Annotated in this window: 18 protein-coding genes; 3 read left to right on the top strand and 15 right to left on the bottom strand. The window is 58.3% G+C overall.

The genetic code is table 11. The annotated features are described in order from the left end of the window. Position 1: 1 nt before the first annotated feature. From wcaK to wbaP, 12 genes are all read right to left on the bottom strand, one after another. Positions 2 to 1,264, bottom strand: a complete 1,263-nt coding sequence (gene wcaK, locus HA46_RS16780; RefSeq protein WP_084885520.1) for a colanic acid biosynthesis pyruvyl transferase WcaK — start codon at positions 1,262 to 1,264, stop codon at positions 2 to 4. Positions 1,265 to 1,450: 186 nt separating this feature from the next. Continuing rightward, complete coding sequence (locus HA46_RS16775) at positions 1,451 to 3,661, bottom strand: phage tailspike protein (protein ID WP_084885517.1); 2,211 nt, start codon at positions 3,659 to 3,661, stop codon at positions 1,451 to 1,453. A gap of 90 nt (positions 3,662 to 3,751) precedes the next feature. Continuing rightward, positions 3,752 to 4,786 (bottom strand): glycosyltransferase, encoded by a 1,035-nt coding sequence (locus HA46_RS16770; RefSeq protein ID WP_084885514.1) that lies wholly within the window; start codon positions 4,784 to 4,786, stop codon positions 3,752 to 3,754. A gap of 40 nt (positions 4,787 to 4,826) precedes the next feature. After that, positions 4,827 to 5,579, bottom strand: a complete 753-nt coding sequence (locus HA46_RS16765) for a glycosyltransferase family 2 protein (protein ID WP_033750743.1) — start codon at positions 5,577 to 5,579, stop codon at positions 4,827 to 4,829. Between the two features lie 66 nt (positions 5,580 to 5,645). Beyond that, positions 5,646 to 6,563, bottom strand: a complete 918-nt coding sequence (locus HA46_RS16760; protein ID WP_033791537.1) for a glycosyltransferase family 2 protein — start codon at positions 6,561 to 6,563, stop codon at positions 5,646 to 5,648. An 83-nt stretch (positions 6,564 to 6,646) separates the two neighbouring features. Continuing rightward, complete coding sequence (locus tag HA46_RS16755) at positions 6,647 to 7,849, bottom strand: acyltransferase family protein (RefSeq protein WP_084885511.1); 1,203 nt, start codon at positions 7,847 to 7,849, stop codon at positions 6,647 to 6,649. Between the two features lie 33 nt (positions 7,850 to 7,882). Then, positions 7,883 to 8,605 (bottom strand): SGNH/GDSL hydrolase family protein, encoded by a 723-nt coding sequence (locus HA46_RS16750; RefSeq protein WP_033791539.1) that lies wholly within the window; start codon positions 8,603 to 8,605, stop codon positions 7,883 to 7,885. A 13-nt stretch (positions 8,606 to 8,618) separates the two neighbouring features. Continuing rightward, a complete protein-coding gene (locus HA46_RS16745) occupies positions 8,619 to 9,755 on the bottom strand; it encodes an EpsG family protein (RefSeq protein ID WP_084885509.1) in 1,137 nt (378 codons plus the stop codon). Between the two features lie 236 nt (positions 9,756 to 9,991). Next, positions 9,992 to 12,169, bottom strand: coding sequence for a tyrosine-protein kinase Wzc (wzc, locus tag HA46_RS16740; RefSeq protein WP_084885506.1), 2,178 nt, complete (start codon positions 12,167 to 12,169; stop codon positions 9,992 to 9,994). Between the two features lie 12 nt (positions 12,170 to 12,181). Further along, positions 12,182 to 12,616: an arsenate reductase/protein-tyrosine-phosphatase family protein gene (locus HA46_RS16735; protein ID WP_084885503.1), complete on the bottom strand. Its 435-nt coding sequence runs from the start codon at positions 12,614 to 12,616 to the stop codon at positions 12,182 to 12,184. Between the two features lie 8 nt (positions 12,617 to 12,624). Beyond that, a complete protein-coding gene (locus HA46_RS16730; RefSeq protein WP_033750198.1) occupies positions 12,625 to 13,764 on the bottom strand; it encodes a polysaccharide export protein in 1,140 nt (379 codons plus the stop codon). Between the two features lie 299 nt (positions 13,765 to 14,063). After that, positions 14,064 to 15,497, bottom strand: coding sequence for an undecaprenyl-phosphate galactose phosphotransferase WbaP (gene wbaP, locus HA46_RS16725; RefSeq protein ID WP_084885500.1), 1,434 nt, complete (start codon positions 15,495 to 15,497; stop codon positions 14,064 to 14,066). A gap of 798 nt (positions 15,498 to 16,295) precedes the next feature. On the opposite strand from wbaP, the gene HA46_RS16720 reads away from it, so the two are divergent. Then, the gene (locus HA46_RS16720; RefSeq protein WP_033791544.1) at positions 16,296 to 17,870 is read left to right on the top strand and encodes a TerC family protein; all 1,575 of its coding nucleotides are present in this window, start codon (positions 16,296 to 16,298) and stop codon (positions 17,868 to 17,870) included. Between the two features lies 1 nt (position 17,871). Here HA46_RS16720 and asmA read toward each other — a convergent pair whose 3' ends face one another. From asmA to udk, 3 genes are all read right to left on the bottom strand, one after another. After that, positions 17,872 to 19,695 (bottom strand): outer membrane assembly protein AsmA, encoded by a 1,824-nt coding sequence (gene asmA, locus HA46_RS16715; RefSeq protein WP_084885498.1) that lies wholly within the window; start codon positions 19,693 to 19,695, stop codon positions 17,872 to 17,874. A 20-nt stretch (positions 19,696 to 19,715) separates the two neighbouring features. Next, positions 19,716 to 20,297 (bottom strand): dCTP deaminase, encoded by a 582-nt coding sequence (gene dcd / locus HA46_RS16710; protein WP_033750209.1) that lies wholly within the window; start codon positions 20,295 to 20,297, stop codon positions 19,716 to 19,718. An 83-nt stretch (positions 20,298 to 20,380) separates the two neighbouring features. Then, positions 20,381 to 21,022: a uridine kinase gene (udk, locus tag HA46_RS16705; protein WP_084885496.1), complete on the bottom strand. Its 642-nt coding sequence runs from the start codon at positions 21,020 to 21,022 to the stop codon at positions 20,381 to 20,383. 297 nt (positions 21,023 to 21,319) lie between these two features. On the opposite strand from udk, the gene HA46_RS16700 reads away from it, so the two are divergent. After that, a complete protein-coding gene (locus HA46_RS16700; protein WP_084885493.1) occupies positions 21,320 to 21,934 on the top strand; it encodes a phosphatase PAP2 family protein in 615 nt (204 codons plus the stop codon). Positions 21,935 to 22,100: 166 nt separating this feature from the next. Next, on the top strand, positions 22,101 to 24,591 hold a 2,491-nt coding region (locus HA46_RS16695), incomplete at its 3' end, for a diguanylate cyclase (RefSeq protein ID WP_084885552.1).

Below are 24,591 nucleotides of genomic sequence, written 5' to 3'. Positions count from 1 at the left end.
ATTACCCCAATACGTTGAGGATCTCTTCTGTGATCCGGTTACCGACTTCGCGCTCGCGCGCAACCGCCGTATCGATCTGCTGCTTGATGCCGTCGTAATTCGCCAGCACCTCTTTTACTTTGCCGATCAGCGAGCCGTCCATCAGGCTCTTCACGTCGGTCGCCATCTGCGGCAGACCGAGCTGATTCATGACGCCCATCGACTTGTGTTCATAGTTGATAGCCACGGCGGGCGTGCCGAAGTTCATGGAGATGATGGCGGAGTGCAGGCGCGTGCCGATGGTGAGATGGCAGCGGCTCAGCAGAATGCCCAGCTCCAGGTCGTTGAACTCATCCATGATGACGTGGTAATTCTCCGGACGCTCGACGCTGTCGCGCAGCGTCAGCGCCACCATGCGATCGTCTTTGGCATAGCTGTCGATGCCGGTGCAGGTGGAGAAGGCGACCACCTGATAGCCTTCGGCGATCATCGCGTTGATCACGCGGCCAAAGGCGGCTTCATACTCTTGCTGCGTCACGCCCAGGCGCTTGTCGAACGGCGCCAGCTCGCGCACGGTAATGGCGATGGTTTTGCGGCTGCTGATGATGTTTTGCCAGTGCAGCAGGTTATGGCTCGGCTGCTCGACGCTGCGCGCGCGCACCAGAAAGGCGGTGTCGACGCCCGGCGAGACTTTCCGCGTGGTGACGCCATCTTTTTTCATCAGGTCGAGGCTGACCGACTCGCGCAGCACCAGGCTATCGACGCGGTCAAAAACAAAGTTAGCCAGCGCGTTGACGCGTGGATTCTGAAAAGGGCCGACCGAATGGCCGATCAAATAGATCGGCTTTTTCGCCATCAGGGCGCAGAGCGCATGGTCGAACTGCGTCACGCCGTAAAGATCGACGAAGAAAGAGCCGCCGACCTGGATAATGGCGTCGTACTGCTTCAGGCTGTCGGCGAAGGTTTGCAGATGCGCCGGTACGGCAAAGGATTTAAACGGGCCGCCTTTGCCGAGATGCGCCATCATAATGTTCGGCATCAGTCGGTTGGCGACCTTGCGCTTTACCGTGCCGATCAGCCCCTTCGCCGCTTTGCTGTTGTGCAGAAACAGCGAGTCCTGCTGAATCTCCTGCTGGAGCAAATACCCAGAGCTCGTTGGATAACGGCTGATCACATCAATCTCTATGTCACTGCGGGCGGCATGTATTGAATCGATCAGCCCGCGGAGAATCGCGCCATCCCCGCGATTCCCACACGTGTGGTTGCCCACCAATAAAATTTTCATCAACAACTCCGAAAAATTTCTTTTAATTTTTTACCCGGACGGAACCTCTGCGATGCGTCGGGTAAACAAGCCGCCCTGTCCTGACGGGCAAAGTAAACTCTGCGTTCAAAAAAAAACCAATATGCAAGCTAAAGAAAGCTCCAGAGGGTGCTGCTCGCGCGCCTCCCTGCGCGCGATAAACGGTTATTAGCCCTTCAAGGCGAAATAGGGCACGGCGCACTGTTCGCCGTTAATCACCATCGAGATAAAGCCTTTCGGCTTGCTGGTGTCCACCTGCCCGGCGTCAAGCGCGCGCGACGCCAGCAGCAGATCGCCCTGCTCGTTGCCGCCGATGCCCGCTTTGCCGTTATGCAGGCTGAAGCGCTGCGGCGCCGCCACGTTGCCGGACGGCGGTGAGGCTTTTTCCATGCTGGCGCTGACGCGCGCACAGCGGCCGGTGGCGAAGCGGTCTTTGCTGGTGGTCTTCATCAGCACCACCGCCGACGGCGTCCAGCCCGCCAGCTTCACGAAAATACGCACTTCGCTGTCGTTGGCGGCGACGTAGCGCACCTCGACGACCGGACTGCTGCCCTCCGCAGACCAGCTCGCTTCCGCCTTGCTCTTCTTGCGCTGCACCTGGATCACCGCGCGGCCGCCGGTGGAGCGATCGGCGATCGGGTTCATCAGCGGCTGGCTGGTGCTGCCGTTGCTGAACTCCGACTGGCCGAAGATTTCGATCTCCCAGGCGTCGCCGACAGAGGGCGAATAGAGCGTGCCCAGCTCAAACCACGTCTGCTGGTCGCTGTTGTTCTCCAGCCGCCAGCGCGAGGTGATGTAGTTGTATTTCAGGCTGCCGTCGATGGCGACGCCGTATGACTCCACGCGCGTCGATCCCATCTCCCAGACGTTGAGCCAGCGTTCGCCCTGATCGGAGTTATCGATCCAGCTACCGGACTGTAGATTGGTCTGGCGCATATTGAGGCGCGAGTTGTGCGCAATCAGCGGGTTTTTGCAATCTTCCAGGCTCAATGCATCGACGATCCACTGGCCGTTGGAGATGTCGCCCGGATGATCGCAGTGCTCGATCCAGCCATTATGAATAATCGACTGGCTGCAGCGCGGCAGGTTGAGCACCATGCCGCCGCGGCAGTTCTGCGCGTTGAAGTTGGAAAGCTCGATAGCGGTGCTGTGATCCCAGGCGCCCGCCTTGCGGCCCGACCAGCCCGCTTTGATCACGTCGCCGGTGCAGCGCGAGGCGTACCACTGGTCGATTTTACAGTCGAGCGTATCCAGCAGGCTGAGCGCAGTGCCGCCCACCGCGTTAAAGCGCAGGCAGGCGCCGCGGAAGAACTGGCCGCCGTCGCAGGTGTTGCGAAACAGCCCCTGTTTATTGGGACGCTTGTCGCTGTTGCCGTTGAAAATCAGGTTAGAGATCTCGACCCAGCGCGCGTTGACGTCGAAGATGAACTCCGACTGGCCGTCGGAGACGATGGTGGTGGCCGGGAAGTAGCCGAAGTTGACCATCGCGCCGGAGATACGGAAAAAGCGGCGCCCTTCGCTGCCGAAATCGCAGGCGGAGACGAAGAAGGTGCCGGCGGGAAACTGCACGCAGATAGGCTGCTGCGCCTGTTCCGACCACTGGTACATCGCCTTGATGGCGGGCGCGGCGTCGGTTTCGCCGTCGGCGATGGCGCCGAAGTCGAACAGCGACAGGCGGTTGAAATCGTCTACCACGCGGCGCCAGTGAAAGCCCTCGCCGGCGAAGTTCACGCCGCCGTCGTCTTTCACGCTCTGGAAACTGCCGACAAACTCGCCGCCGCCCACTTCCATTCCTTCATGCCAGCTTTTCAGCTTGATTTTCGCCCCTTCGAACAGCGGGCGGGTTTTGCGCAGCTCTTCAACCGAGGCGATCTCGCCAATCAGCTGATAGCCGCCCGGCTGCGCCAGACGCTGGCTGAACGCCGCCTGTCCCGGTCGGCTGACGTCGGGAATGTTAAATAGCGTGTTGCCGTCTTTGTCTTTCACCGTCATCGAGTGCGACGGATCGGCGATCAGCGCGGCGTTGTCGTGAACGAAGCGGGCGAAGCTGCCTTTGTTGAGCGCGATCGGCTGGGTGATTTGCGCCAGCTTGCCGCTGTCGTCACGCAGAAAAACCGGGATCTGGTTGCCAGCCTGGCTGGCGTCGCTGCCCGCCTTGCCGATCCAGAGCTGCCCTTCGAAGCCCTGCCAGAACTGCGGCGGCATGGCGTAGAGGTTCTCCGGCGTCAGAATCGGCACGTCGCCTTTCGGCACCGCCGCCGGGTCGACCGCTTTCAGGGCGACGCCGCTGGTTTTCGCGGCGTGGCTGGAGAACGCACTGACGGAGAGTGCGGCAACAATGGAGGAGGCTGCGCTCTGCAAGACTTCTCTTCTTTTCATGCATCTAATCCCGTAGTCGATGGGGCCGCGCAATGGGCCATAACAGTGTCCCCTGAGGCACGTTGCAATCAGGCCCGTCCCTTGCCGCTGTTAAACCAGCGCCAGCCAGCTCTGCTTGATCTGCTTACCGTCGAATTTCAGCGCGGTAATTTTAGTTTTCTGACTCATGGCGTAGAAAAGCGCGTCGTCGCTGGCGAGCTGGTCCATGCGCGCCAGGAAGGTCGCTTTGTCGTTCATCGGCACCAGGAAGCCATCTTCGCCCTGGTTGATAATTTCCTGCGGACCGGTTGGGCAGTCATAGGCCACCACCGGCAGCGACCAGGATTTAGCTTCGAGCAGCACCAGCGGCAGCCCTTCATAGCGCGAGGTCATCAGCGCCATGTCGCTGTCGCGGTAGTAGTCGTTGATATTGCTGACGCGGCCAGCGAACTTGACGCTGCCGGTGATGCCGAGCGCCGCCGCCTGATCCTCCAGCTGCTGGCGCAGCTCGCCGTCGCCGGCGATCACCAGCGTCCACTCCGGATGGGTTTGCGCGAAGTCGCGCCAGATATCGAGCAGCAGATCGAACCCTTTCTGGTGATCGAGGCGGCCCACCGCCAGCGCCTGTCGGCTACGCGAGGTGCGCTCAAACGCTTTGTACACCACCGGATTGGGAATTTGCTTGCTCGGAATGCGCCAGCGGGAGAAGACCTGATGGTCTTTGTCGGTCAGGACGATGACCCGATCGTAGTAGCGCAGCAGCAGGTACTTGAGGAGTTTGATCGGTTTGCTGAAGGAGTTGATGGCGATATGTTCGCAGGCATAGGCCTTGAAACGCTTCTTCTTGCCGGAGAGCAGGCTCCAGAAAGCGAACATCACGCTCAGACGGCCCATGCTGATCAGAAATACGCTGTCGACCTCTTCGCTGTGAATGCGTCTGACAATGCTTTTGATCGGATTGCTGTGTCCCTCGAAGCTGACGATCTCTTTGACGTGCTCAAAGGGATAAAAGGTTTTACCGCTGCCTTCCAGCGAATAGATGGTGACGTCGTGCGTTTCGCCCAGACACTCGGACATAAAGTTGCAGATGTTCTCAGTGCCGGCATACGAATAGGCATCTTTGATCACCAGGACGATTTTTTTCATTTAACGCTACCCACCTCAAAAGAGTAAAAAGACAATCCTGTTATCGATGCTTAAGGGTAAACAGTACGCCGTTCACCATATACCAGCCGTAATAGTAATAGATTTTTAAAGGATTGTTTTTATAGATAATTCTTAATAATTCCAGGTGCCACTTCGCCGCTTTATTCTTGTTGCGCGAAAGGGAATCGCCTAATTCGTAATAGTTGACGAGAATGCTCTGAATCACGCGCGCCTGTTTGTAGCGGGTGAAGAGTTCGTAGAGGAACAGGAAGTCCTCGTGCCCTTTACGCTGGAAGAAAATCCCCTGCGGCGGACGGCGGAAGCAGACCGAGGAGAAGCAGACGCGATACTGCTTCTTCACGAAGTTTTCCTGCTGAAGGTAAGGTTTGCTATAGGTGATGTCGTGATCGGCGTTTTTGGTTTTGTAGTGATATTCGGTGATCACGAAATCGTCGCCAGAGGCGATGGCGGCCGCCTGCTGCGCCAGCTTGTCGACGTGCCATTCGTCGTCGCTGTCGAGGAAGGCGATAATCTCCTCTTTCGCCGCGCGCAGCCCGACGTTGCGGGTCTCCGCCGCGCCGAGGTTTACCTCGTTGTCGAGAATGGTAATGCGCGGATCGTTACAGTGCTCGCGCACCAGCGCCAGCGAATCATCGGTAGATTTGTCGTTGATCAGGTAAAGGTGCCAGTCCGGCCAGGTCTGGTTCATTACCGACTGCACGGCGCGTAAAACCGTCTGGCGTGCGTTATACATCGGCATCACAATGCCTACGGTGCCAACATGATTCGTCATATTCATACCTGAATAAAAAAAGTGTCGTTCCGGGAAAACGCTCCCGCGTCGGGGAGCAAGATAGAGTCAGGAAACCGCTTTTTCACCGCCCAGCCGCGCCCTTAACTTGTCTTTCACGCGGTTAAGGAAGTAGGACTGGTTGTCTTTGTTGGTGAGAAAGAAGTAGCGCGCGAAGGTCAGGCTCGCCATCAGCGACTTGCCGTCCATTTTGTAGCGCAGCGGCAGCTTAAAGGCTTTGTAGGTGTCGATATCGCGCGCGGTCAAATGCGGCTTCATGGCATCCAGCCAGAAAAGCGAATATTTCACCGATTCGCCTTTATGCTTGGATCCAAATTTCGTCACCAGATGGTAGGTGGCGAGCGGGCGCGCGATCATCACGAACTCATAGCCGAGACGATCGGCGCGAATGCAGAAGTCGTAATCCTGATGACGGATGTAGCGCGTATCGAACTGGATGCGCGCGGCATCCTCACGCTTCAGCACGATGGTGCTGGTCTGGATAAAGCCGTAGCAGCCGAAGAGATACTCCGCCACGGTTTCGTTCTTGCCAGGCGTCTGCATCGGCATCACCTTCAGGAAGCTGCCGTCCTGATAGATGTTCACCTGGCTGTAGATCACGAACTTGCTTTTGCCCTGCGCTTCCAGCTCCTGGATTTTACGGCTGGTCTCCAGCAGCTTGTCGGCGTGCCACTCGTCGTCCGCGTCGAGAAAGCTGATGTAGTCCCCTGTCGCCAGCTCGATGCCTTTATTACGCGCGCCTGCGCCGTTCAGTTTCACCTCGGAGAGCACCAGGTTAATGCCCAGATCCTGATAGCGCTCGCTGTTGACTACTTCCGCCAGCGCCGCCGCATCGGCGGATTTGTCGTCAACGATAATCACTTCGAAATTGCGGTAGCTCTGCGCCTTGACGCAATCCAGCGTCGCGACGATCGACTGCGACGCGTTATACGCGGGGATTACAATGGAGAAACGAATGTCCTTCATGCCAGTACCTCTTAAAAACAGGGCTGAAATCTATAAAAAACGCGCTGCGTGCCGCGCGGCGGCGCCGGACGCAGCCGCGATAATCAGTAAGGGTTACCGGTGCGATCCTGCTTGGTCGGCGCAACCTCGGCCGCCACCTTCTTCTTGTTGCTGCTGCCGATAAAGGGCTTTTCAACATAGAGGTAGGTCATCTTCGCCACGTAGAACGACAGCACGAAGAACAGCGTGGAGATCAGGGTGTAGACCACCATGTTATGCGGCACCATGCTGAGCGGGATCTGCTTAATGAAATAGAGCACCACGCCATGGATCAGATAGAGGCTGTAGCTCACCTCGCCGATCGACATCAGGGTTTTGTTCTCCAGCATGCCCAGCAGGTTGTTGCCGCTGCTCACCACGAAGAAGATCGCCGTCAGGCAGCAGAGGAACACCAGATACCAGAAGGCGTTGCTGGTGAAGGCGAGTGCGAAAATCGCCAGCAGGATGCAGGCCACGCCCGCGACGCGCGACTGTTTAAACACCGCCAGCCGGTCGCGCCAGGTATAGGCGAAGTAGCCCATCGCGAAGCCCAGCACCGGACGCGGGTCGGTATAGGTTTTGCCCCACAGGCGCAGCGCCACGGCGACGCAGAAAATCGCGCCGATGGAGCCGAGGATCAGCAGGGTTTTGTACTTGCCGCTGGTGGCGCGGTTCACCACGAAAATCAGCGGGATAGAGAGATAGAGCAGCCACTCCAGACGCAGCGTCCACTCTACGCCGGCGTTGACGTCGGCGGTGAGAAAGTCGCCCATATGATAGCTGCCGACGAACAGCAGCCAGAGCACGGCGTCGGTTATGCTGTGCGCGTTGATATGCAAACCGCCCTGCGCCAGGCCGACCAGAATGATCACCAGCCCGGAGAACCAGAACATCGGCACGATGCGGCGCACGCGCGACTTCAGCAGCTTCCAGATGAGCAGGCTCGCCGGCATGCCGTCGTTATCCAGCCAGCGATAGAACAGAAACGCCGAGATCATAAAGAACAGCAGTACGCCGAACTTACCGGCGTTGACGAAAAAGTTGCCTTCGGAGAACCAGACGAAATAGTCCTTATCGAAGATCCAGTTGCCGTCGAGCGAGTAGAGATAGTGCACCAGATGGGAAAAGGCGACGATGCTGGCCAGCAGCGCGCGCAGACCGGAGATGCTTTTGATGCCGCTGCCGTTGTAAACGCCTTTATGGAACCCGGTCACGCGCAGAAAGAGCAGCGCCAGACAGAACGACACCACCATGATTAATACGTACATGACAACTCCTGTAGCCACAGAGTGAGGTTGGGTTTAACTGCCGGGCTGCGACAGCTGTTTACCGAAGTTGGCACTGATGACGTCGAAGGTCTGCTGCGCTTTTAGCTTATAAAGCGATTCGGACGGATGAATGCAATCCGCCGACATGCCGCTCTGCCAGTCGCGCTGCGCCTTTATCGCCGTCCACTGCTTCACGACGGGCACCCCTTCCGCCTTCGCGACCTCATTGAGCTGATAGACGTAGGGCCAGACATTCCAGCGCTCGACTTTGCCGCAGATAGGGTTCGGCTCCTGCAGCACCACCAGCTTGTTGTGCGCCTTCGCCTCTTTGACCAGCGCGGTCATAATGCGGCCATACTCTTCCGGGCTTTCCAGATGGGCGTTCTTGTCTTTAAAAAAGTAGTGACGCGCATCGTTGATGGCATAGTTGAGCAGGATCAGCCGCGCGCTGGAGTTCGCCATGCGCTCGCTCCAGCCGCTGGGATCGTCCTTGCCCTTGTTGTAGAGCAGTTCCGCCGCCTGCGCGCCCGGCACGCCGTGGTTTTTCACCTCGATAGCGTCGCCATATTGGCGACGCAGCATTTTTTGCAGCCAGGCCATCTCGTTGCCCGGCGCGATGATGTTTTTCCCGCCGGAGGACATCACGCCCGCCGTGGTGGAGTCGCCGTAGGCGTCGATAATAAAAGAGCCGCGATCGGCGGCCTGCGCGAAGCAGGAGGCCGAAAGGATGGCTGCAGCAATAAGTGATTTAGTCATGTTACCTCCCCGGTTAATGGAACAGCTTGAATCCCTGAGCAACTTCATAGCCGACAACGGCCTGCTTCAGAGAAATCGTGTTGTAGTAGAGGTAATAGACAAGGAAGAACGCGAACATCGCGAACATGGCCGGCTTGAGTATCGGGCGAACCTGATACACCAGCGAGGCTAAAATAATCGGCTCGACCTGCAACAGGTAGTTAGAGAGGCGCGCGCCCGACGAATAGTTATAGAAGAAGATACGGATGCCGCCGCCGATGGCGAAGGTCAGCACCAGCAGGTAGTTAAGGCGATACTGCTGGTAGTTATATTTTTTAATCTCGTTGCTCAGCAGGAAGTAGACGAAGATAAACACCAGCATGATGTTTTTCAGGTTCGACACCGAGAAGATGCTGCCTTCGCCCGCGTTGGAGGTTTCGTTGCTATAGCCTTCCGCCCTCTCCCCCAGCGACCCCATGTGCGCCGAGATCAGCGAGATGAAGCTGGTGCCGCCGACTTTCGAGGCGGGAATGCTCAGCAGAATAATCGCCACCGGCCACCAGCGGGAGTCGCGGATAAACAGGAACGGCACGATGGTCACTACCATTACCGCGGTGTTGTGGCTGAAAAACGACAGCAGGGTAAAGGTGAGCGCCATCCAGTAGCGCTTGAGGTAGATATACCAGATCACGCCGAGGAACAGCGCCGAGCTGAGGCCGAAGCGGATCTGGTTCATATCTTTGTTGATAAAGATATGCGCCGAATAGAGCGCCAGCGCCAGGATCGGATAAGGCGACATCTTCTTGAAGAAGACCGCGTTAACCGCCACCGCCAGCAGGCAGAAGATAAACAGGAAAATGTCGGCGTTGTGCGACACCAGGCTGGTGAGATACGCCAGCACGAAAATCAGCGGTTCATAGCGGAAAAACGCCACTGTCTCACTGAAGCCGTTCACCTGAATGCGGTTGATAAAGTCGGCGAAAAAGCTGCGGTACTGATAATCATCCATGCCGGTGCCGAGGCCGCGGATACCGCCGAACACCACCAGCGTCGCCGCGGCGATGCAAAGCAGATAAGTCAGGATGTGCGTAGTGCGTTCGTCTTTTTTCAGCAGGATTTCTACGATCGAAATCAGCAGCAGAAACCCTGATATATACCAATATGGAGCCATGGTGTGATTCCTTAATTCCACACGTTGCCAGCTGACAGGCGTTTACGCCTCTGCGCAAAGCCGCGCCTGAAGGCGCCTGCCTGTTGCTGAACCATTCTGTTATGGGCGCCCGCCCGGTTATGCGTGTTATGCGTGGCGTCTGGCGCGAAACACAGAATCACCTGTGTACATCGTTGCGTGTCGTCTTTAACAGACGATAAAAGGGGCGGTCTTGCCGCCCCGTTAATCGTCAAAGTTTAGCTTTTGGTCGGCTTGCCATATTCGTAGTCGTAATAGTCGTAGCCATAACCGTAGGCATTGGCGGCTTTACGCACCACGGCGTTCAGGATCACGCCTTTGATCTCAATGCCGTTCTGCGCGAATCGCTTGAAGCTGACGTCGATCTCTTTCGCGGTGTTGGTCTCAAAGCGCGCCACCATCAGCGAGGTGCCGGCCAGCTTGCCGATAATCGAGGCGTCGGTGACGGCCAGAATCGGCGGCGTATCGATCAGCACCAGGTCGTAGTTCTTGCTCGCCCAGTCCAGCAGCTCGCCCATGCGGCGATGCATCAGCAGCTCCGACGGGTTCGGCGGCACCTGGCCGCGCGGCAGGAAGTCGAAGCCATAGGGACCGCGCTGAATCATCGCCGGGTTGAACTCGGTTTTGCCGGAGAGCACGTTGGAGAGACCAGACTTGTTGTCCGCGCCGATCAGGTCGTGGGTATAGCCGCGACGCATATCGCCGTCGATGAACAGCACGCGCTGACCCGCTTTCGCCACCAGCGTCGCCAGGTTGGCGCAGATAAAGGTTTTACCAATGCCTGGGCTCGCGCCGGTGATCATCAGGATATTGTTTTTCGCTTCCATCATGGCGAAGTGCAGGCTGGTACGCAGGCTACGGATCGCTTCGATAGAGAGGTCGGTCGGGTTGCCCAGCGCCAGCAGCGTTTCGTGCGGGTCGGTCTTCACTTTATGACCGCGACGCGCCAGCGCTTCGGTGTCTTTCTTACGCTGCCATTCAGAGAGCGGCACGCTCGCATAGACGTTCATACCCAGCTCTTCCAGCTGTTCCGGGTTCTCGATGCCGTGATGCAGCAGCGCCTTCAGCAGCACAAGACCCACAGAGACAACCAGACCAAGCAGCAGGCTGGCGGCGATGATCAGCGTTTTCTTCGGCGCGACCGGCGCGTTAGCCGTTTCCGCGTTATCGATGATACGCACGTCGCCGACGGTGCTGGCTTTACTGATGCCCAGCTCTTGCTGACGGTTCAGCAGCTGCATGTAGATCTCCTGACCCGCCTGTACGTCGCGCGTCAGACGCAGGATCTCTTGCTGAGTCTGCGGCATCTGGGAGATTTTCTTGTTCAGCTGCGCCTGCTCGCCTTCCAGCGTTTTGCGTTTTTCCAGCAGCGCGCGGTAGGTCGGGTGGTCTTTGGTGAACAGCTGCGACACTTCAGCTTCGCGGAAGGTCAGCTCGTTCAGCTGGCTCTGCACGCTGACAGAAGAGTCAAGCGCCGATTTCGCTTCCAGCGACATATCGACCGATTCGTTCTGACGGCGGAACGCGTTCAGCTTGTTCTCAGCGTCGTCCAGCTTGGCGCGTACCTGAGGCAGCTGGTTGCGCAGGAACTCGAGGCTCTTCTCAGCCTGCTCGGATTTGCGCTCGACGTTTTGCAGCAGATAGTTGTTGACGATCTGGTTCAGCACCTGGCTGATGTGCTCCGGATCTTCGCCCACATACTGCAGACCCAGCACGCCGGTGTCTTTGCCTTTATCGGCGACGGTCAGGTTCGCCAGCACGGAATTGATCGCCTGCAGCTCGTTCAGCTTGGTGACGGTGAAGCTGGTGCCCTCTTCCGCCTGAATGCCGCTGACCAGCATGGTGATTTCGCCGTGCTGCTCCAGACGACCTACCTGGCCTTTAAACAGCTCGTCGCCATCTTTGGTCACGGTATAGGTTGTCGGGCTGTTGACTTCCAGCTCAACGCTGCGCTTGTCGACGGTGCGCGGGATATCCAGACGGGAGATCGCGATCTGCGCCGGCTTGTTGCCCATCAGACGCGACAGGCCTTTACCGATAATCGGGAAGTATTTCTGCTCGACCACGGTATCCAGACCGAGATCGCTCACGGTCTTGCCGATGACCATGCGCGATTCCAGGATCTGAATCTCGGTATCCGACTCCGGCGTCGCCGGCATCAGGGTTTGCAGATCCGAAAGCACGGAGCTGCTGTTTTTCTGCTCAACCTGCACCATGGCGTCGGCGCTGTAAATCGGCGTTGCAAAGAGTGTGTAGAGCGTTCCCACCAGCATAAAGAAGGCGGTTACGGCGACAATGATCCAGCGATGATCGATCAGCTGTCCCAAAAGGTGGCCAAGATCGAATCCCGTCGACTCCTCTCTTGGCGCGGTCATAACCTTATTTTTAATATTCATGGATAATCCCAACTATCGGCTTAATACGTTGACCCATTTCTGGGTAGCGTTTTCCAGTAACCCGTAAACCTCTTCAAAGGCCTCACGACTTTTTCTATACGGATCCGCGATTTCCTGTTGGTTGAGCCAGTGCCCAAGCAGCATGGTTTTTCCGCGCGCGGCTGGATCGATGCGATTGACCTGTTCGATATGACGTTTTTCCATCACCAGAATCAGGTCGAAATCGCGGCACATACTGGCGGTTAACTGCTGCGCGTGATGCCCCTCCAGCGAGAGGCCATGACGCGCGGCCACCTCGCTGGCGGTTTGATCCGCCGGATAGCCCTTGAGGGCGCTGAGCCCCGCCGAGGCGATACGCTTGTCCGGCAGCGCGCGCTTCAGTAAGCGCTCTCCGGTAGGAGAGCGGCAGATGTTGCCGACGCAGACCACTAACACGGAGCTAATCATGGCTAAACCTAGTTCGACCAGTTGCGGAAACGTAGCGCCGCCTCGCTCGCGTCGTTGATGCCGGCGATGGTCGGCAGCAGCTGCGAAATCACGCGGTTCCAACGCGTCAGCGGCGTCGAGGTGACATAGACGATATCGTAAGGTTCAAGTTGGAATTCGGTACCCATGACCATCGCCGCCGCATCTTTGGTGTTCAGCTGATAGATGTTGGCGATTTTGGTGCGGTTTGTGCCGCGAATCGGACGGATAACGAATACGCCGGTGGCGTCAGCGGCAGTCTGATCCATACCCTGGGCGTTGCCCAGCGCTTCCGCCAGCGTCATGCCGCTGCGGTCCATTTTCAGCGTCGACTGCTGACGCACTTCGCCCATCACGAAGACTTTGAGATCGTCGTTGCGCGGCACGTAGAGGATATCGCCCGGATAGAGCAGGTGGTTCTGGCTCAGGTCGCCGTTCTGCATCAGCGCCTGCAGCGAGATGCGCTGCTCGGTGCCGTTGTGCGTCAGCACCACGTTGCGCCAGTCTGCGTCCGCCGCCAGGCCGCCCGCGGCGTTGATGGCGTCGAGCACCGTCAGCGGCACGTTGGTGATGGGCTGCTGACCCGAAGTGGTCACGGCGCCGGTCACGTAGGTTTTCTGCGACTTAAAGGAGGCGATGCTGACATCAACCTGCGGGCTCTCGATATACTGCGCGAGGCGACGCGCGATCTCGCCGCGTACTTCGGTGACCGTACGGCCAACCACGCGGACCTTGCCGATATAGGGATAGAAAATGGTGCCGTCGGAGTGCACCCAGTTGCCGGTGTCGCTGGCGCTGCGGTACTGGCCGGCCGGCGTGGTCAGCTCTGGGTGATCCCAGACGGTCACGTTAATGACGTCGCCGATGCCGATGCGGTATTCATAGTTCTGAATTTCATTCTGCAGCCCCGGATTGGCCTGCGCCACCAGCGGCTTGGGTCGCATCTGCTCGACCAGGCGCGGCGTTAACGGGAAGACATTGACATATTTGTCGATGTCATAGTTGCTGTCCTGCTGCTCAACGACATCTTTTCCGCTAGTGGAAAGGTGTTGGCCTGGAACAACCGTACACCCTGAGAGAAATGTGGCGGATACCAGCATAGGTATCAATTTCGTTTTGATTGTAATCATCTAGATCTTCGCTATCAGTTATTGATTGATAGAGGCGAAAACGCCGCTGTGTAAGCGCTGAAAAAAAATAAACTCGCCAGCCTAAGCACTGAAAATGCCTGTCATTATCACTTGCTCCCTAACTCTTTTTTGTTGCTACCGTTTAACTGGACGGAATAAGCAAACGCACTGCCTTGCCTTCTGCATCAATTAACGGCTTCCTTCAGCCACTATAATGGCGGCTATCGCCAATGACGTTGCCAGCAGCGGCGCCAGGAACCAGGGAGCGTGCATATTTCGCTCCCCGCACTCGCCTGCTATCAATACGCCCCATCGCGCTTCAGTACGACACCGACCGTTTTGAACAAAATGGCGATATCGTTCCACAGCGACCAGTTTTTTACGTACCACGAATCGAAGTAGACGCGCGTTTCGTAATCAACGTCGTTACGACCGCTGACCTGCCACAATCCCGTCATGCCCGGTTTCGCCATCAGATAGTAGTCGACATCCCCGGCATAACGGCAAAGTTCATCTTCAATCACCGGGCGCGGACCGACGAGGCTCATGTCGCCGCGCACCACGTTCCACAGCTGCGGCAGCTCATCCAGGCTGGTTTTGCGGATGAAGTGGCCGACCCTGGTGATGCGTGGATCGTTTTTCAGTTTGAAATCTTTATCCCACTCGGCGCGCGCCACCGGATCGGTGCGCAGCACCTCTTCCAGCACCTCTTTGGAGTTGATCACCATCGAGCGGAACTTCAGGCATTTGAACTTGCGGCCGTTCATGCCGACGCGTTCGTGTCCGTAAATCGGCGGTCCACCGTCGCGGCCGACCAGAAAGCCGAGCACCAGCAGCGCAGGGAGCAGCATAATAATAATCGACAGCGCGCCGACGATATCGAACGCTCGCTTCAGGAAGCGCGAGGTACGCTTCGCCAGGTTGTTATTAACGCGCAGAATCATCACTTCATGGCTGAAGATATAGGCCATGTCGGTGCCGTAAAGCGGCACGCCGCGCAGCGTCGGGATAACGGAGACCGAGCGGCAGTTGTGTCTCGCCAGGTTCTTCAGCCACAGGTCGCGATACTGGCTCTGCTCATACTCGACCGCCACGATGAACTGCGTTTCGCTGTGGGTCAGGTTCCAGAGTTCCGCCTCTTCGCGCAGTACCGGCACGCCGGAGATGCTCGCCTGCGGACAGGTGCCGTCTACGTCGTAAAAGGCGATAACGTCGAAACCCATGACCTCTTCGCTCTGCAGCGCCTGCCAGGCTTCCTGCGCATTTTTGCTGCTGCCGATGATAATGGTCTGCTTTTTCCACAGGCCGTAATGATTGAGCAGATGTTTAACCACCGCGCGCGACAGCGGAATCAACACCAGCGCCAGCACCCAGGTCAGCAACCAGACGAAGCGCGACATCTGCCACTGCGACAGCGCGGTAATCGACAGGTCGATAACAGAAAAAATAAGAATGGTACGAAAAACTTCTTTCAGCTCGAACCAGAATGGTTTGCGGTAGGTAAAGTGACGCAGCCTGACCCAGAACCATCCGACGCAAATTACCGACAGGAGAATATGCGTAGCTATTTTCAGATGCAGATCTTTTTCAGAAATATCTGCCAGCGGCGAATCAGACATCATATTAATTAACGCCAGCGCTATAAATAAAGCGGCGTTAAAACAAATTAAATCCGAAACGGCCAACAACAATTTAGTGAAAAGACTTTTAAACGTAATTTCAGTATCGCGCATATTTAACTCTTTATTTTATTTCCTTTAACCCGTGACGCCCTGAGCTGTGTAATAATTGAGCGAATCAGTCTCTCGTCGACATATGCGTAACTGAGGGGAGTTCCTGGGTGCGTTCACATCAGTTTCCTTACCAAGAAAACAAGAAAATCATGATGAATACCAACAGATTACTCTGACTTAACCTGGGGTGACGCACTGATTATTTTCTAAACATAAAAGGCGTTTCAGGCACGCTACCGCCCTTGGCTGTCGCTGCCAATACCGCTTTTGATATCCTGTTTCCGGCCTGTCTTTCCCGGGCCGGTTGCCTGATGCATACCCACGGGACAGATCACAATTCACAACATTGGGTGCCAAATCAGTGGGCGAATATCAACATAAGCGCAGACTTTTAACAGCACGTTGCTATACTAGTTATTACTGGCTTCTTTACAAGTAGGCCCCGCCGTCCCCTGACTATTTTAGGAAAAAGACTACCAGCAATTAGTATTGAGGCCCGCCATCCGGCAAAAATGAAAGTGCAATACCCTGCGTAAAAATCAGATTATTACCATATTCGCCACGCTAATAAATTCTTCCGCTGCCGTGATACATTCAAAATCGATTCATCAATAATTCATCGGGTCGCCATCATCTCCTTTACCTAATTCTGGCCCGGTGCTGAAAGATATCGGACGCTATCCTTTCATTATTGTCTGTGGACGCGCTAAACCTCGGGCGCGACAGCCTGTTGTGCCCTTCTCTCTGCTCCACTATCCTCAGACTTTACTGACTTCGATATATTCAGGCGGCTAAGGCATGTTGGAGGTGTTTGCGGATCCCTCGCTATGGGCGGGGTTAATTACGCTAATCGTTCTTGAACTGGTGCTGGGGATCGATAACCTGGTCTTCATCGCTATTCTGGTGGAAAAACTGCCCGGCAAAGATCGCGACCGGGCGCGCGTTATCGGTTTATTGCTGGCGTTGCTCTGCCGTTTGCTGCTGCTGGCGTCGCTTTCCTGGCTGGTCACCCTGACGCAGCCGCTGTTTACGCTACGCGGCCATCCCTTTAGCGCACGCGATCTGCTGCTGTTGATCGGCGGTCTCTTCCTGCTCTTTAAGGCAACCACCGAGCTGAATAGCAGGCTGGAAGGTCAGGATCACGACGACAATCAACAAAAGCGCGGCGCTAAATTCTGGCCGGTGGTGGCGCAAATCGTGGTGCTGGACGCCATTTTCTCGCTGGACGCGGTGATCACCGCCGTCGGCATGGTGAATCAGCTGCCGGTGATGATGACCGCCGTGACCATCGCGATTCTGCTGATGCTGCTGGCCAGCAAGCCGCTGACGCGCTTCGTCAACCGCCACCCTACTATCGTTATTCTCTGTCTGAGCTTTCTGCTGATGATCGGCTTTAGCCTGGTGGCGGAAGGACTCGGCTTCGTGATTCCCAAAGGCTACCTTTATGCGGCGATCGGCTTCTCGATCGTGATTGAGGCGTTTAACCAGCTGGCGCAGCGCAACCGCCGCCGCGCGCTGTCGGCCGGCCGGCCGCTGCGTCAGCGCACTGCGGAAACCGTGCTAAGGCTGCTGCGCGGCGAAGCGGACCACGCCGAGCTGGACCCGCAAAGCGCGATGCTGATTGCGGACAGCGATCGTCACGCGCTGTTTAACCGGCAGGAGCGGGTAATGATCGCCCGCGTGCTCAACTTTGCCCAGCGCCACGTCAACAGCATCATGACCTCGCGTCACGATATTGAACATATCAATCTGGATGACGACCCGGCAGAGATTATGGCGCGGCTCGACCGCAATCAGCATACGCGTCTGCTGATCACCGACCAGAGCAACGAGCTGCTGGGCGTAGTGCACGCCATCGACCTGCTGCATCAGTCGCTGCATCATCAGTCGCTGGATTTGCGCGCGCTGGTTCGTCAGCCGCTGGTGTTTCCCGAGCGGCTGACGCTGCTGCAGGCGCTGGAGCAGTTCCGGCAGGCGCGTACCCATTTTGCCTTTGTGGTGGATGAGTTTGGCTCGGTGGAGGGCGTGGTGACGCTGAGCGATTTGATGGAAACCATCGCCGGCAACCTGCCCCTTGAAGGCGAGGATCTCGACGTCCGCTACGACGTGCAGACGCAGGGCGAAGGCCACTGGATCGTTAACGGCAATATTCCGCTGGAGGATTTAGCGCTTTACGTCAGGCTGCCGCTGGATGAGCGACGCAGCTATCACACGCTGGCGGGTCTGCTGATGGACAGCCTGCAGCACATTCCCGAAGAGGGTGAGACGTTGCAGGTCGGCAGCTACCAGCTGCGCACTCTGCAGGTGGAGAATCATCGCGTGCAGAAGGTGGAGATCCTGCAACAGCCGCAGGATCCCGATTACGAAGTGTGACTTACGGCCGCAGCAGCTTGCGCAGGCTATCGTTGTCGCCGTTTTTCGGCTGGCGGTCCAGCCACTGATTCAGACGCGACTTCGCTTCACTCTGCAGCTGCTGGCGCAGCACCTGATCGACCGGCAGCGAGTACTGCACATTATTCCAGCTGCCGTACATGCGCAGCGGAATCGCCTGCTGCGACAGCAGCGCGACCACCTTGTCGTCGCCTTTCCAGCCGGTGAGCGTCAGGCCGAAGGTAACATCCAGCTGCTGCGTCGGCATATTGACCTTGCCGCCGCCCTGCAGCTTGAGCCGATCGCCCTCGCCTTGCAGATTCGCCAGATGCAGCACGCCGTTATTCAGCGCCAGCGTGCCGCCAAGCTGGCGGATCCCCTGGTCGGCGCTCTCGTCGCTGCTGACCCGGTCGCTGGCGCGCGCCACCGCGCGACGCACCATCTGCTGCAGGTTAAGCTGCGCCAGCTTAACCTCGCTGGCGTTCAGCTGCGCTTCGCCGCGCCAGCGACGTTTGGCCGCCTCCAGCGAAAGGCCTTCGCCGCTCAAGCCGCCCTTAAGCGAAACGGCGCCCTGAACGGTCTGCGGCATGTCGAAGGCGGCGAGCAGGGGTTGAATCGCGACATGATTCAGCACCGGCTGCAGCGCGACGCGGGTTTCCGGCTGGCGGATATCAACGGTGCCCGGCACGGAGAAATCGCCGTCGCCCAGCTTGCCGCTCAGCGCGCGCAGCGCGATAAGCCCCTGCTGGTTAGTGACGCCCAGCGCAAAGTCCTGCAGCGACAGACCGCGCCACACCGCGCTGTCCGCTTTTAAATCCACTGTTAAATTCACATCGTTAAGCGGCGAATCGATATTATTTTGCACCCGCGGCGCGGCAATGACAGGCGCATGCGCCACCGTGGCGTGCTGCGTTCCGCTGTCGCTCGCCTGCGGCGCATTCGCCATCAGGTTATCGAAGTTCAGCCGCGTGGCGTGCAGCTGAAGCGCAAGCTGCTGCGGCGGCGTCAGCGAACCGGTCGCCTCGCCCGACAGCGCGCTGTCGTTGGCGCTCAGCTGCATCTGCGTCAGCGCGAACTGCTGCGTCTCTGCGCGCCAGCTGCCCTGGGCGCTCAGCGTGCCTTTAACGCCCTGCGGCGGCATATTGGCGCCGCTCAGCGCATAGTTAAGCTCGTCGATTTTGCCGCTCAGGCGGTGCGGATACTGCGACGCGTCGAGCTGGCCTTTCAGCGACAGCACGGCGTTGCGCTGATTGCGCGTCAGGCTGGTGCTGAGCTCGATATTCGCCAGATGGCGCGCGTCCTGATTGAGGTTGAGGTTGAGGTTGCGGAAATTGTACTCGTCGCCGCCCGGCTGACGCCAGATCAGCAGGCTATCGGCGACGCGCAGCTGGCTGATATCGAATGACCAGCCGCTGGCCGGCGCGTCGGCATTGCTGCGGCCGGGCGCAACCGGGGCGTTTTGCGGCTGCTGCGGCGCGCTTTCCGGCGTGGCTCGCACCACGGCGTTGCTCAGCATCACCTGGCTGACGCTGAGCTGGTGCGACAGCAGCGGCCAGAGATTGACGTCGAGACGCATATTTTCCGCCGTGACCAGCGGTTGCGACGCGCCGGGGGCGGTCAGGCTCATACGTCCGGCCAGAATGCTGAGCTTAGGCCAGACGTGCCAGCGCAGATCGCCGCTCACCTCCAGCCGATAACCACTACGTTGCTCGACCTGTTTCACCATGTAGGATCGAAAATCGTTTGGATTGACCAGCAGCACCAGCGCGGTCATGCCTGCAACGATGACCACCAGTAAAATGGCCAGCGTGGTTATCACTCTTTTCATCACATCCCCATGTTCGCGGTTTAATCTTTGTCGATACGACTGGCGACAGCACCCTGCTGTCCGCGATATTTGGCGTCTTCGCGACGGTTGTAAGGCCGCGCCGCCGGACCGGAAAGCGGCTCGAAGCTCAGCGCGCCGATCAGCATGCCTGGACGCAGCGCCAGCGGCAGCTTGCCGGAATTATAGAACTCTAGCACGATGCGGCCCTGCCAGCCGGGATCGATACGGTGCGCGGTGACGTGCACCATCAGCCCGAGCCGCGCCAGCGAAGAGCGGCCGTCCAGCCAGCCAACCAGATCGTCCGGAATGGTGACCGATTCGAAGGTCACCGCCAGCGCCAGTTCGCCGGGATGCAGGAAAAAGGCTTCGCCTTCCGGCAGCACGATCTCATCGCTCATCACGCGATCCAGCGCCGCGCTGACCTCATCTTTCGGACCGCTTAAATCAATAAAGGCAGCCGTGTGGCCACGGAACGTCCGGAACTGGTTGCCCAGGCGCACGTCTACGGTCGCCCCGTTAATGCGCTCGACCGGCGGACGCGGATCGATCGCTAGCCGGCCGTCATCCAGCCAGGCTTCAATATCGCGGTCACATAATCTCATTAACCTGTCTCCATGATATGAGTGTAGCGAACCGCCTGAAACTCGCATGGCAGGCGGCTCGCCGCGCGTCAGACCCGACGCGTCTATTCGAAAAACTGGTTGATCCTGGACTTAAGAATATCAATGGCGATACGGTTTTTCCCGCCGCGCGGCACGATAATGTCGGCGTACTGCTTAGAAGGTTCGATAAACTGCAGGAACATCGGACGCACGGTTTTCTGGTACTGGCTCATCACCGAATCCATCGAGCGGCCGCGCTCGTTCACGTCACGCTTCATGCGGCGCATCAGGCAGATGTCGAGCGGCGTATCGACGAAAATCGAGAAGTTCATCTCCTGACGCAGGCGCGCGTCGGTCAGCAGCAGGATCCCCTCCAGAATAATCACTTTGTTCGGCTTCAGGTGAATGCTGTCGCGGGTGCGAGTATGCTCGACGTAGCTGTAGACCGGCAGATCGATCGCCTGGCCCGCTTTTAGCGCCTGCAGATGCTGCAGCAGCAGATCGTGATCCATCGCGCTGGGATGGTCGTAGTTGGTTTTTACCCTCTCTTCCATGGTGAGGTGGCTCTGGTCCTTGTAATAAGCATCTTCCGGGATGACCCCGATATGCTCGTCACCAACCTGATCACGGATTTCACGATAGAGCGTGCTGGCGATTAAACTTTTTCCGGATGCGGAGGCACCGGCAATGCCCACAATCACGCACTGATGAGACTTGTCAGTCATACTTTTTTTAAGACCTGATACTGGAGCCTGCGCTGTACGCGGATTAGGCGTTTTGACGCAGGACGGAATGGAGAGGGTTTAGTAGCCGCTAAGTATAAGGATTTCATTCTTTTGACGCCAGAGAAAAGCCGCTCGCTCCATTTCAGAATTTCCCCTTTTCAAACCGAAACCATTACCCGATAAACTACCTGACAGATCTGTTTTTACTTATGCGGCTGGCGCATCAGGCGACGGAAGCGCGTTCCGCCCCGGCGATGGCGCGGGAATATTACTGCCGGCCCACAATAAAGGAAGCATATGCACTGGAGAACACTGACCTATTTCGGCGACAGCATGCTGCTGATCCCGACTGCGGTAATTATCGCCCTGATCCTGCCGTGGAAGAGCGATAACCGCCGCACGGTCTGGTACTGGCTGCTCGCCTTCGGCCTCGCCGGCCTGCTGGTGAGCTTGTCGAAAATTCTGTTTCTTGGCTTCGGCATCGGCAGCGCCCGTTTCAACTTCACCGGCTTCAGCGGGCACAGCGCGATGTCGGCGACGCTCTGGCCGGTGATGCTGTGGCTGGTCTCCGGCCGCTGGCCGAATCCGCTGCGGCTGCTCGCCATCGGCGTCGGCTATTTTATTCCGCTGATGGTGGGCTTCTCGCGGCTGGTGATCCACGCGCACTCCGCCAGCGAAGTGGCAACCGGACTGCTGCTGGGCTTTAGCCTTAGCTCCGCGTTTTTGCTTAGCCAGCGCCGTACCGCGCTGAAGGGCTTTAGCTGGCCGCAGGTCGGCGCGGCCTTTTTAGTCCCGCTGCTGCTGATGGGCCACGGACGCATCGCCACCACGCAACAATTTCTTGAACGTTTCTCCGCCGATCTGGCCGGGCTGGAAAAACCCTTCACCCGCGCCGATCTCTTCCGGCAGTAGCCGCGCTGCGCTCTGTTGCGCCGCAACAGAGCCAGTCAATTCGTTGAATAACGCCCTAATTTTATTTAACAGACCCATGGCGGCGCCGATGTGCTAGCATGCCCGAAAGAGTATGACTGGCGCATTTTTCGTCATCCAGACGCCGTGCGCGCTGCCGGGTTAGTGAATGAGTATTGAACTATTGTCCTCGCCGGACAAACCGCAAAATCGCCTGCTGAGCGCGCTGATTCTGGCCGCGCTCGCCTTTCTGCTGACGCTTTTTTGCCTCGAGCTGATTGTCTTCAGCGGCCGCATTTCGCCTGTCTGGTTCGCGACCGCGCTGATGACCATCGTCGCCTTTCGCTCCCCTTCCCGCCATGCGCCGCTGCTGCTGTTGGGCTGCGCGGCGGGCACCGGGCTGGCGAACGCGCTGATCCTCGGGACCGATCTGGCGAATCTGAAATTTACGCTGCTCAACGTGCTGCAGGCGATGGTGGGCGGGGCGCTGCTGCGCGCGCTGCTAAAGCGTGAGGCGCCGCTGAACTCGCTGCACGACTGGCTACGCTTCGTGCTCTCGGTCGGCGTGCTTACGCCGCTGATGGGCGGCCTGCTGGCGCTGTGGATGCTGAATATCAGCGGCAGCGGCACCTTTTCTTTTCTCTCAACCTGGGTGATTTCCGAAATTATCGGCATGCTGGCGCTTGGTCCGGTGCTGCTGCTGCTGCCCTGGCCGCTGCGTCCCGCCGCGATCAGACCGCGCCGCCTGGCGGAGTTCCTCTTTACCCTGCTGCTGACGACGGGCGCGAGCTGGCTGGCGCTGCGTTTTATGCCCTGGCCATTCACCTTTATCGTGGTGCTGCTTTTCTGGTGTGCCGTGCGGCTGCCGAAACGCGACGCGTTTCTGTTGTTTCTGCTGAACGCCTGCGCGATATCGCTGATCCTGGCGCTCGGCCTCGCGACGGTCGAGACGCGCGGCGAGGTGCCGGGTCAAATCGCCAGCTGGCTCCCCTTTCTGCTGGTGCTGATCCCGAGCCACGTGATGGCGCTGGTGATGGACGCCTTCCGACGCGAAAAGCACCACATCAGCGAAAGCGAAACCCGCTTTCGCCACGCGATGGAATATTCCGCCATCGGCATGGCGCTGGTATCGCCGCAAGGAGGCTGGCTGCAGGTCAATAACTCTCTCTGCCTGACGCTCGGCTTCCCCGACGCCGAGCTGAAAAAGCTCACCTTCCAGCAGATTACCCATCCCGACGATCTGGAAAACGATCTGCAGCATGCCGACAGGCTGCTGCGCGGCGAGATTGACGCCTATACCATCGAAAAACGCTATTTCCGCAAAAGCGGCGAGATCGTCTGGGCGCGCCTGACGGTATCGCTGGTGCGCGACGACGCGCATCAGCCGCTCTACTTTATTTCGCAGATTATCGATATATCGGAGCTGAAACAGAGCGAGCAGGTGAACCGGCATCTGATGGAGCGCATTACGCTGGCGAACGAGGCCGGCGAAATCGGCGTCTATGAATGGAACCTGACGCGCAACGAGATGATGTGGGACCGCTATATGTATCGGCTGTTCGGCCTCCCCGCGCACCAGCCGCCCAGCCGCGAGCTATGGCGCAGTCAGGTGCATCCGGCGGATCGCGAGCGGATCGACCGCGCGCTGCAGCCGTCGGAAAAAGTCGACGTTTTCGATATTGAGTATCGCATCCAGCGCGCCGACGGCGTGCGCACCCTGCGCACCCAGGCGCGCCGTTTCTTCAACCAGGACGGCCGCATCGAACGCATGCTGGGCATCTGTCAGGACGTGACCCACCTGCGCAACCTTACCGACGCGCTGTTTCAGGAAAAAGAGCGCATGGCGATTACGCTCGACTCTATCGGCGAAGCGGTTATCAGCACTGACAGCGACATGCGCGTGACCTTTATGAACCCGGTGGCGGAAAAAATGAGCGGCTGGCGGCAGGAAGAGGCGGCGGGCGTCCCGCTAAGCGAGCTGCTGCATATCACGCAGGGCGTCCACGGCGAGCCGGTGGAAAACCAGCGGCTCCGCCGTCTGCCGACGGAAAAAGTCGCGCCCGATCTGGATGACGAACTGGTTCTGCATGCTGCCGACGGCGGCGTTGTGGAGATCCACTACAGCATTACCCCGCTGCGCACGCTGCAAGGCGAAGAGATCGGCGCGGTAATGGTGATTCAGGACGTCAGCGAATCGCGCCGGATAATGCAGCGCCTGAGCTACAGCGCGCTGCATGACACGCTGACCCGGCTGCCGAATCGCGCCAGCTTCGAGCGTCAGCTGCAGCGTTTGCTAAGCGACGCGGTGACGCGCGGACATCAGCATGTGCTGGCGTTTATCGATCTCGATAAGTTTAAGGCGGTCAACGACAGCGCCGGTCACGCAGCGGGCGATGCGCTGCTGCGCGAACTCGCCGAGCTGATGCAGCGCCATCTGCGCGGCGCCGATTTCCTGGCGCGGCTCGGCGGCGACGAGTTCGCCCTGCTGATACCGGAATGCGCGCTATCGCAGGGGGGCGAGGTTGTGCAGCGCCTCGTCACGGCGGTCAATAGCTACGCTTTCAGCTGGCAAGGCGGCACTTATCAGGTGGGCGCTAGCGCCGGACTGACGCAGATTGCCGCCGACAACGGCATCGGCGCGGAGGTGCTGTCGCAGGCGG

The sequence above is a fragment of the Pantoea septica genome (assembly GCF_002095575.1).
GTDB classification, from domain to species: domain Bacteria; phylum Pseudomonadota; class Gammaproteobacteria; order Enterobacterales; family Enterobacteriaceae; genus Pantoea; species Pantoea septica.
The sequence above is the reverse complement of the archived record's forward strand: the minus strand, read 5'-3'. Positions and strand labels throughout refer to the sequence as shown.

Excerpts from the sequence above, each read along its gene's own strand:
- wcaK (WP_084885520.1), bottom strand. The coding sequence starts at position 1,264 with ATGAAAATTTTATTGGTGGGCAACCACACGTGTGGGAATCGCGGGGAT.
- HA46_RS16775 (WP_084885517.1), bottom strand. The coding sequence starts at position 3,661 with ATGAAAAGAAGAGAAGTCTTGCAGAGCGCAGCCTCCTCCATTGTTGCC.
- HA46_RS16770 (WP_084885514.1), bottom strand. The coding sequence starts at position 4,786 with ATGAAAAAAATCGTCCTGGTGATCAAAGATGCCTATTCGTATGCCGGC.
- HA46_RS16765 (WP_033750743.1), bottom strand. The coding sequence starts at position 5,579 with ATGACGAATCATGTTGGCACCGTAGGCATTGTGATGCCGATGTATAAC.
- HA46_RS16760 (WP_033791537.1), bottom strand. The coding sequence starts at position 6,563 with ATGAAGGACATTCGTTTCTCCATTGTAATCCCCGCGTATAACGCGTCG.
- HA46_RS16755 (WP_084885511.1), bottom strand. The coding sequence starts at position 7,849 with ATGTACGTATTAATCATGGTGGTGTCGTTCTGTCTGGCGCTGCTCTTT.
- HA46_RS16750 (WP_033791539.1), bottom strand. The coding sequence starts at position 8,605 with ATGACTAAATCACTTATTGCTGCAGCCATCCTTTCGGCCTCCTGCTTC.
- HA46_RS16745 (WP_084885509.1), bottom strand. The coding sequence starts at position 9,755 with ATGGCTCCATATTGGTATATATCAGGGTTTCTGCTGCTGATTTCGATC.
- wzc (WP_084885506.1), bottom strand. The coding sequence starts at position 12,169 with ATGAATATTAAAAATAAGGTTATGACCGCGCCAAGAGAGGAGTCGACG.
- HA46_RS16735 (WP_084885503.1), bottom strand. The coding sequence starts at position 12,616 with ATGATTAGCTCCGTGTTAGTGGTCTGCGTCGGCAACATCTGCCGCTCT.
- HA46_RS16730 (WP_033750198.1), bottom strand. The coding sequence starts at position 13,764 with ATGATTACAATCAAAACGAAATTGATACCTATGCTGGTATCCGCCACA.
- wbaP (WP_084885500.1), bottom strand. The coding sequence starts at position 15,497 with ATGCGCGATACTGAAATTACGTTTAAAAGTCTTTTCACTAAATTGTTG.
- HA46_RS16720 (WP_033791544.1), top strand. The coding sequence starts at position 16,296 with ATGTTGGAGGTGTTTGCGGATCCCTCGCTATGGGCGGGGTTAATTACG.
- asmA (WP_084885498.1), bottom strand. The coding sequence starts at position 19,695 with ATGAAAAGAGTGATAACCACGCTGGCCATTTTACTGGTGGTCATCGTT.
- dcd (WP_033750209.1), bottom strand. The coding sequence starts at position 20,297 with ATGAGATTATGTGACCGCGATATTGAAGCCTGGCTGGATGACGGCCGG.
- udk (WP_084885496.1), bottom strand. The coding sequence starts at position 21,022 with ATGACTGACAAGTCTCATCAGTGCGTGATTGTGGGCATTGCCGGTGCC.
- HA46_RS16700 (WP_084885493.1), top strand. The coding sequence starts at position 21,320 with ATGCACTGGAGAACACTGACCTATTTCGGCGACAGCATGCTGCTGATC.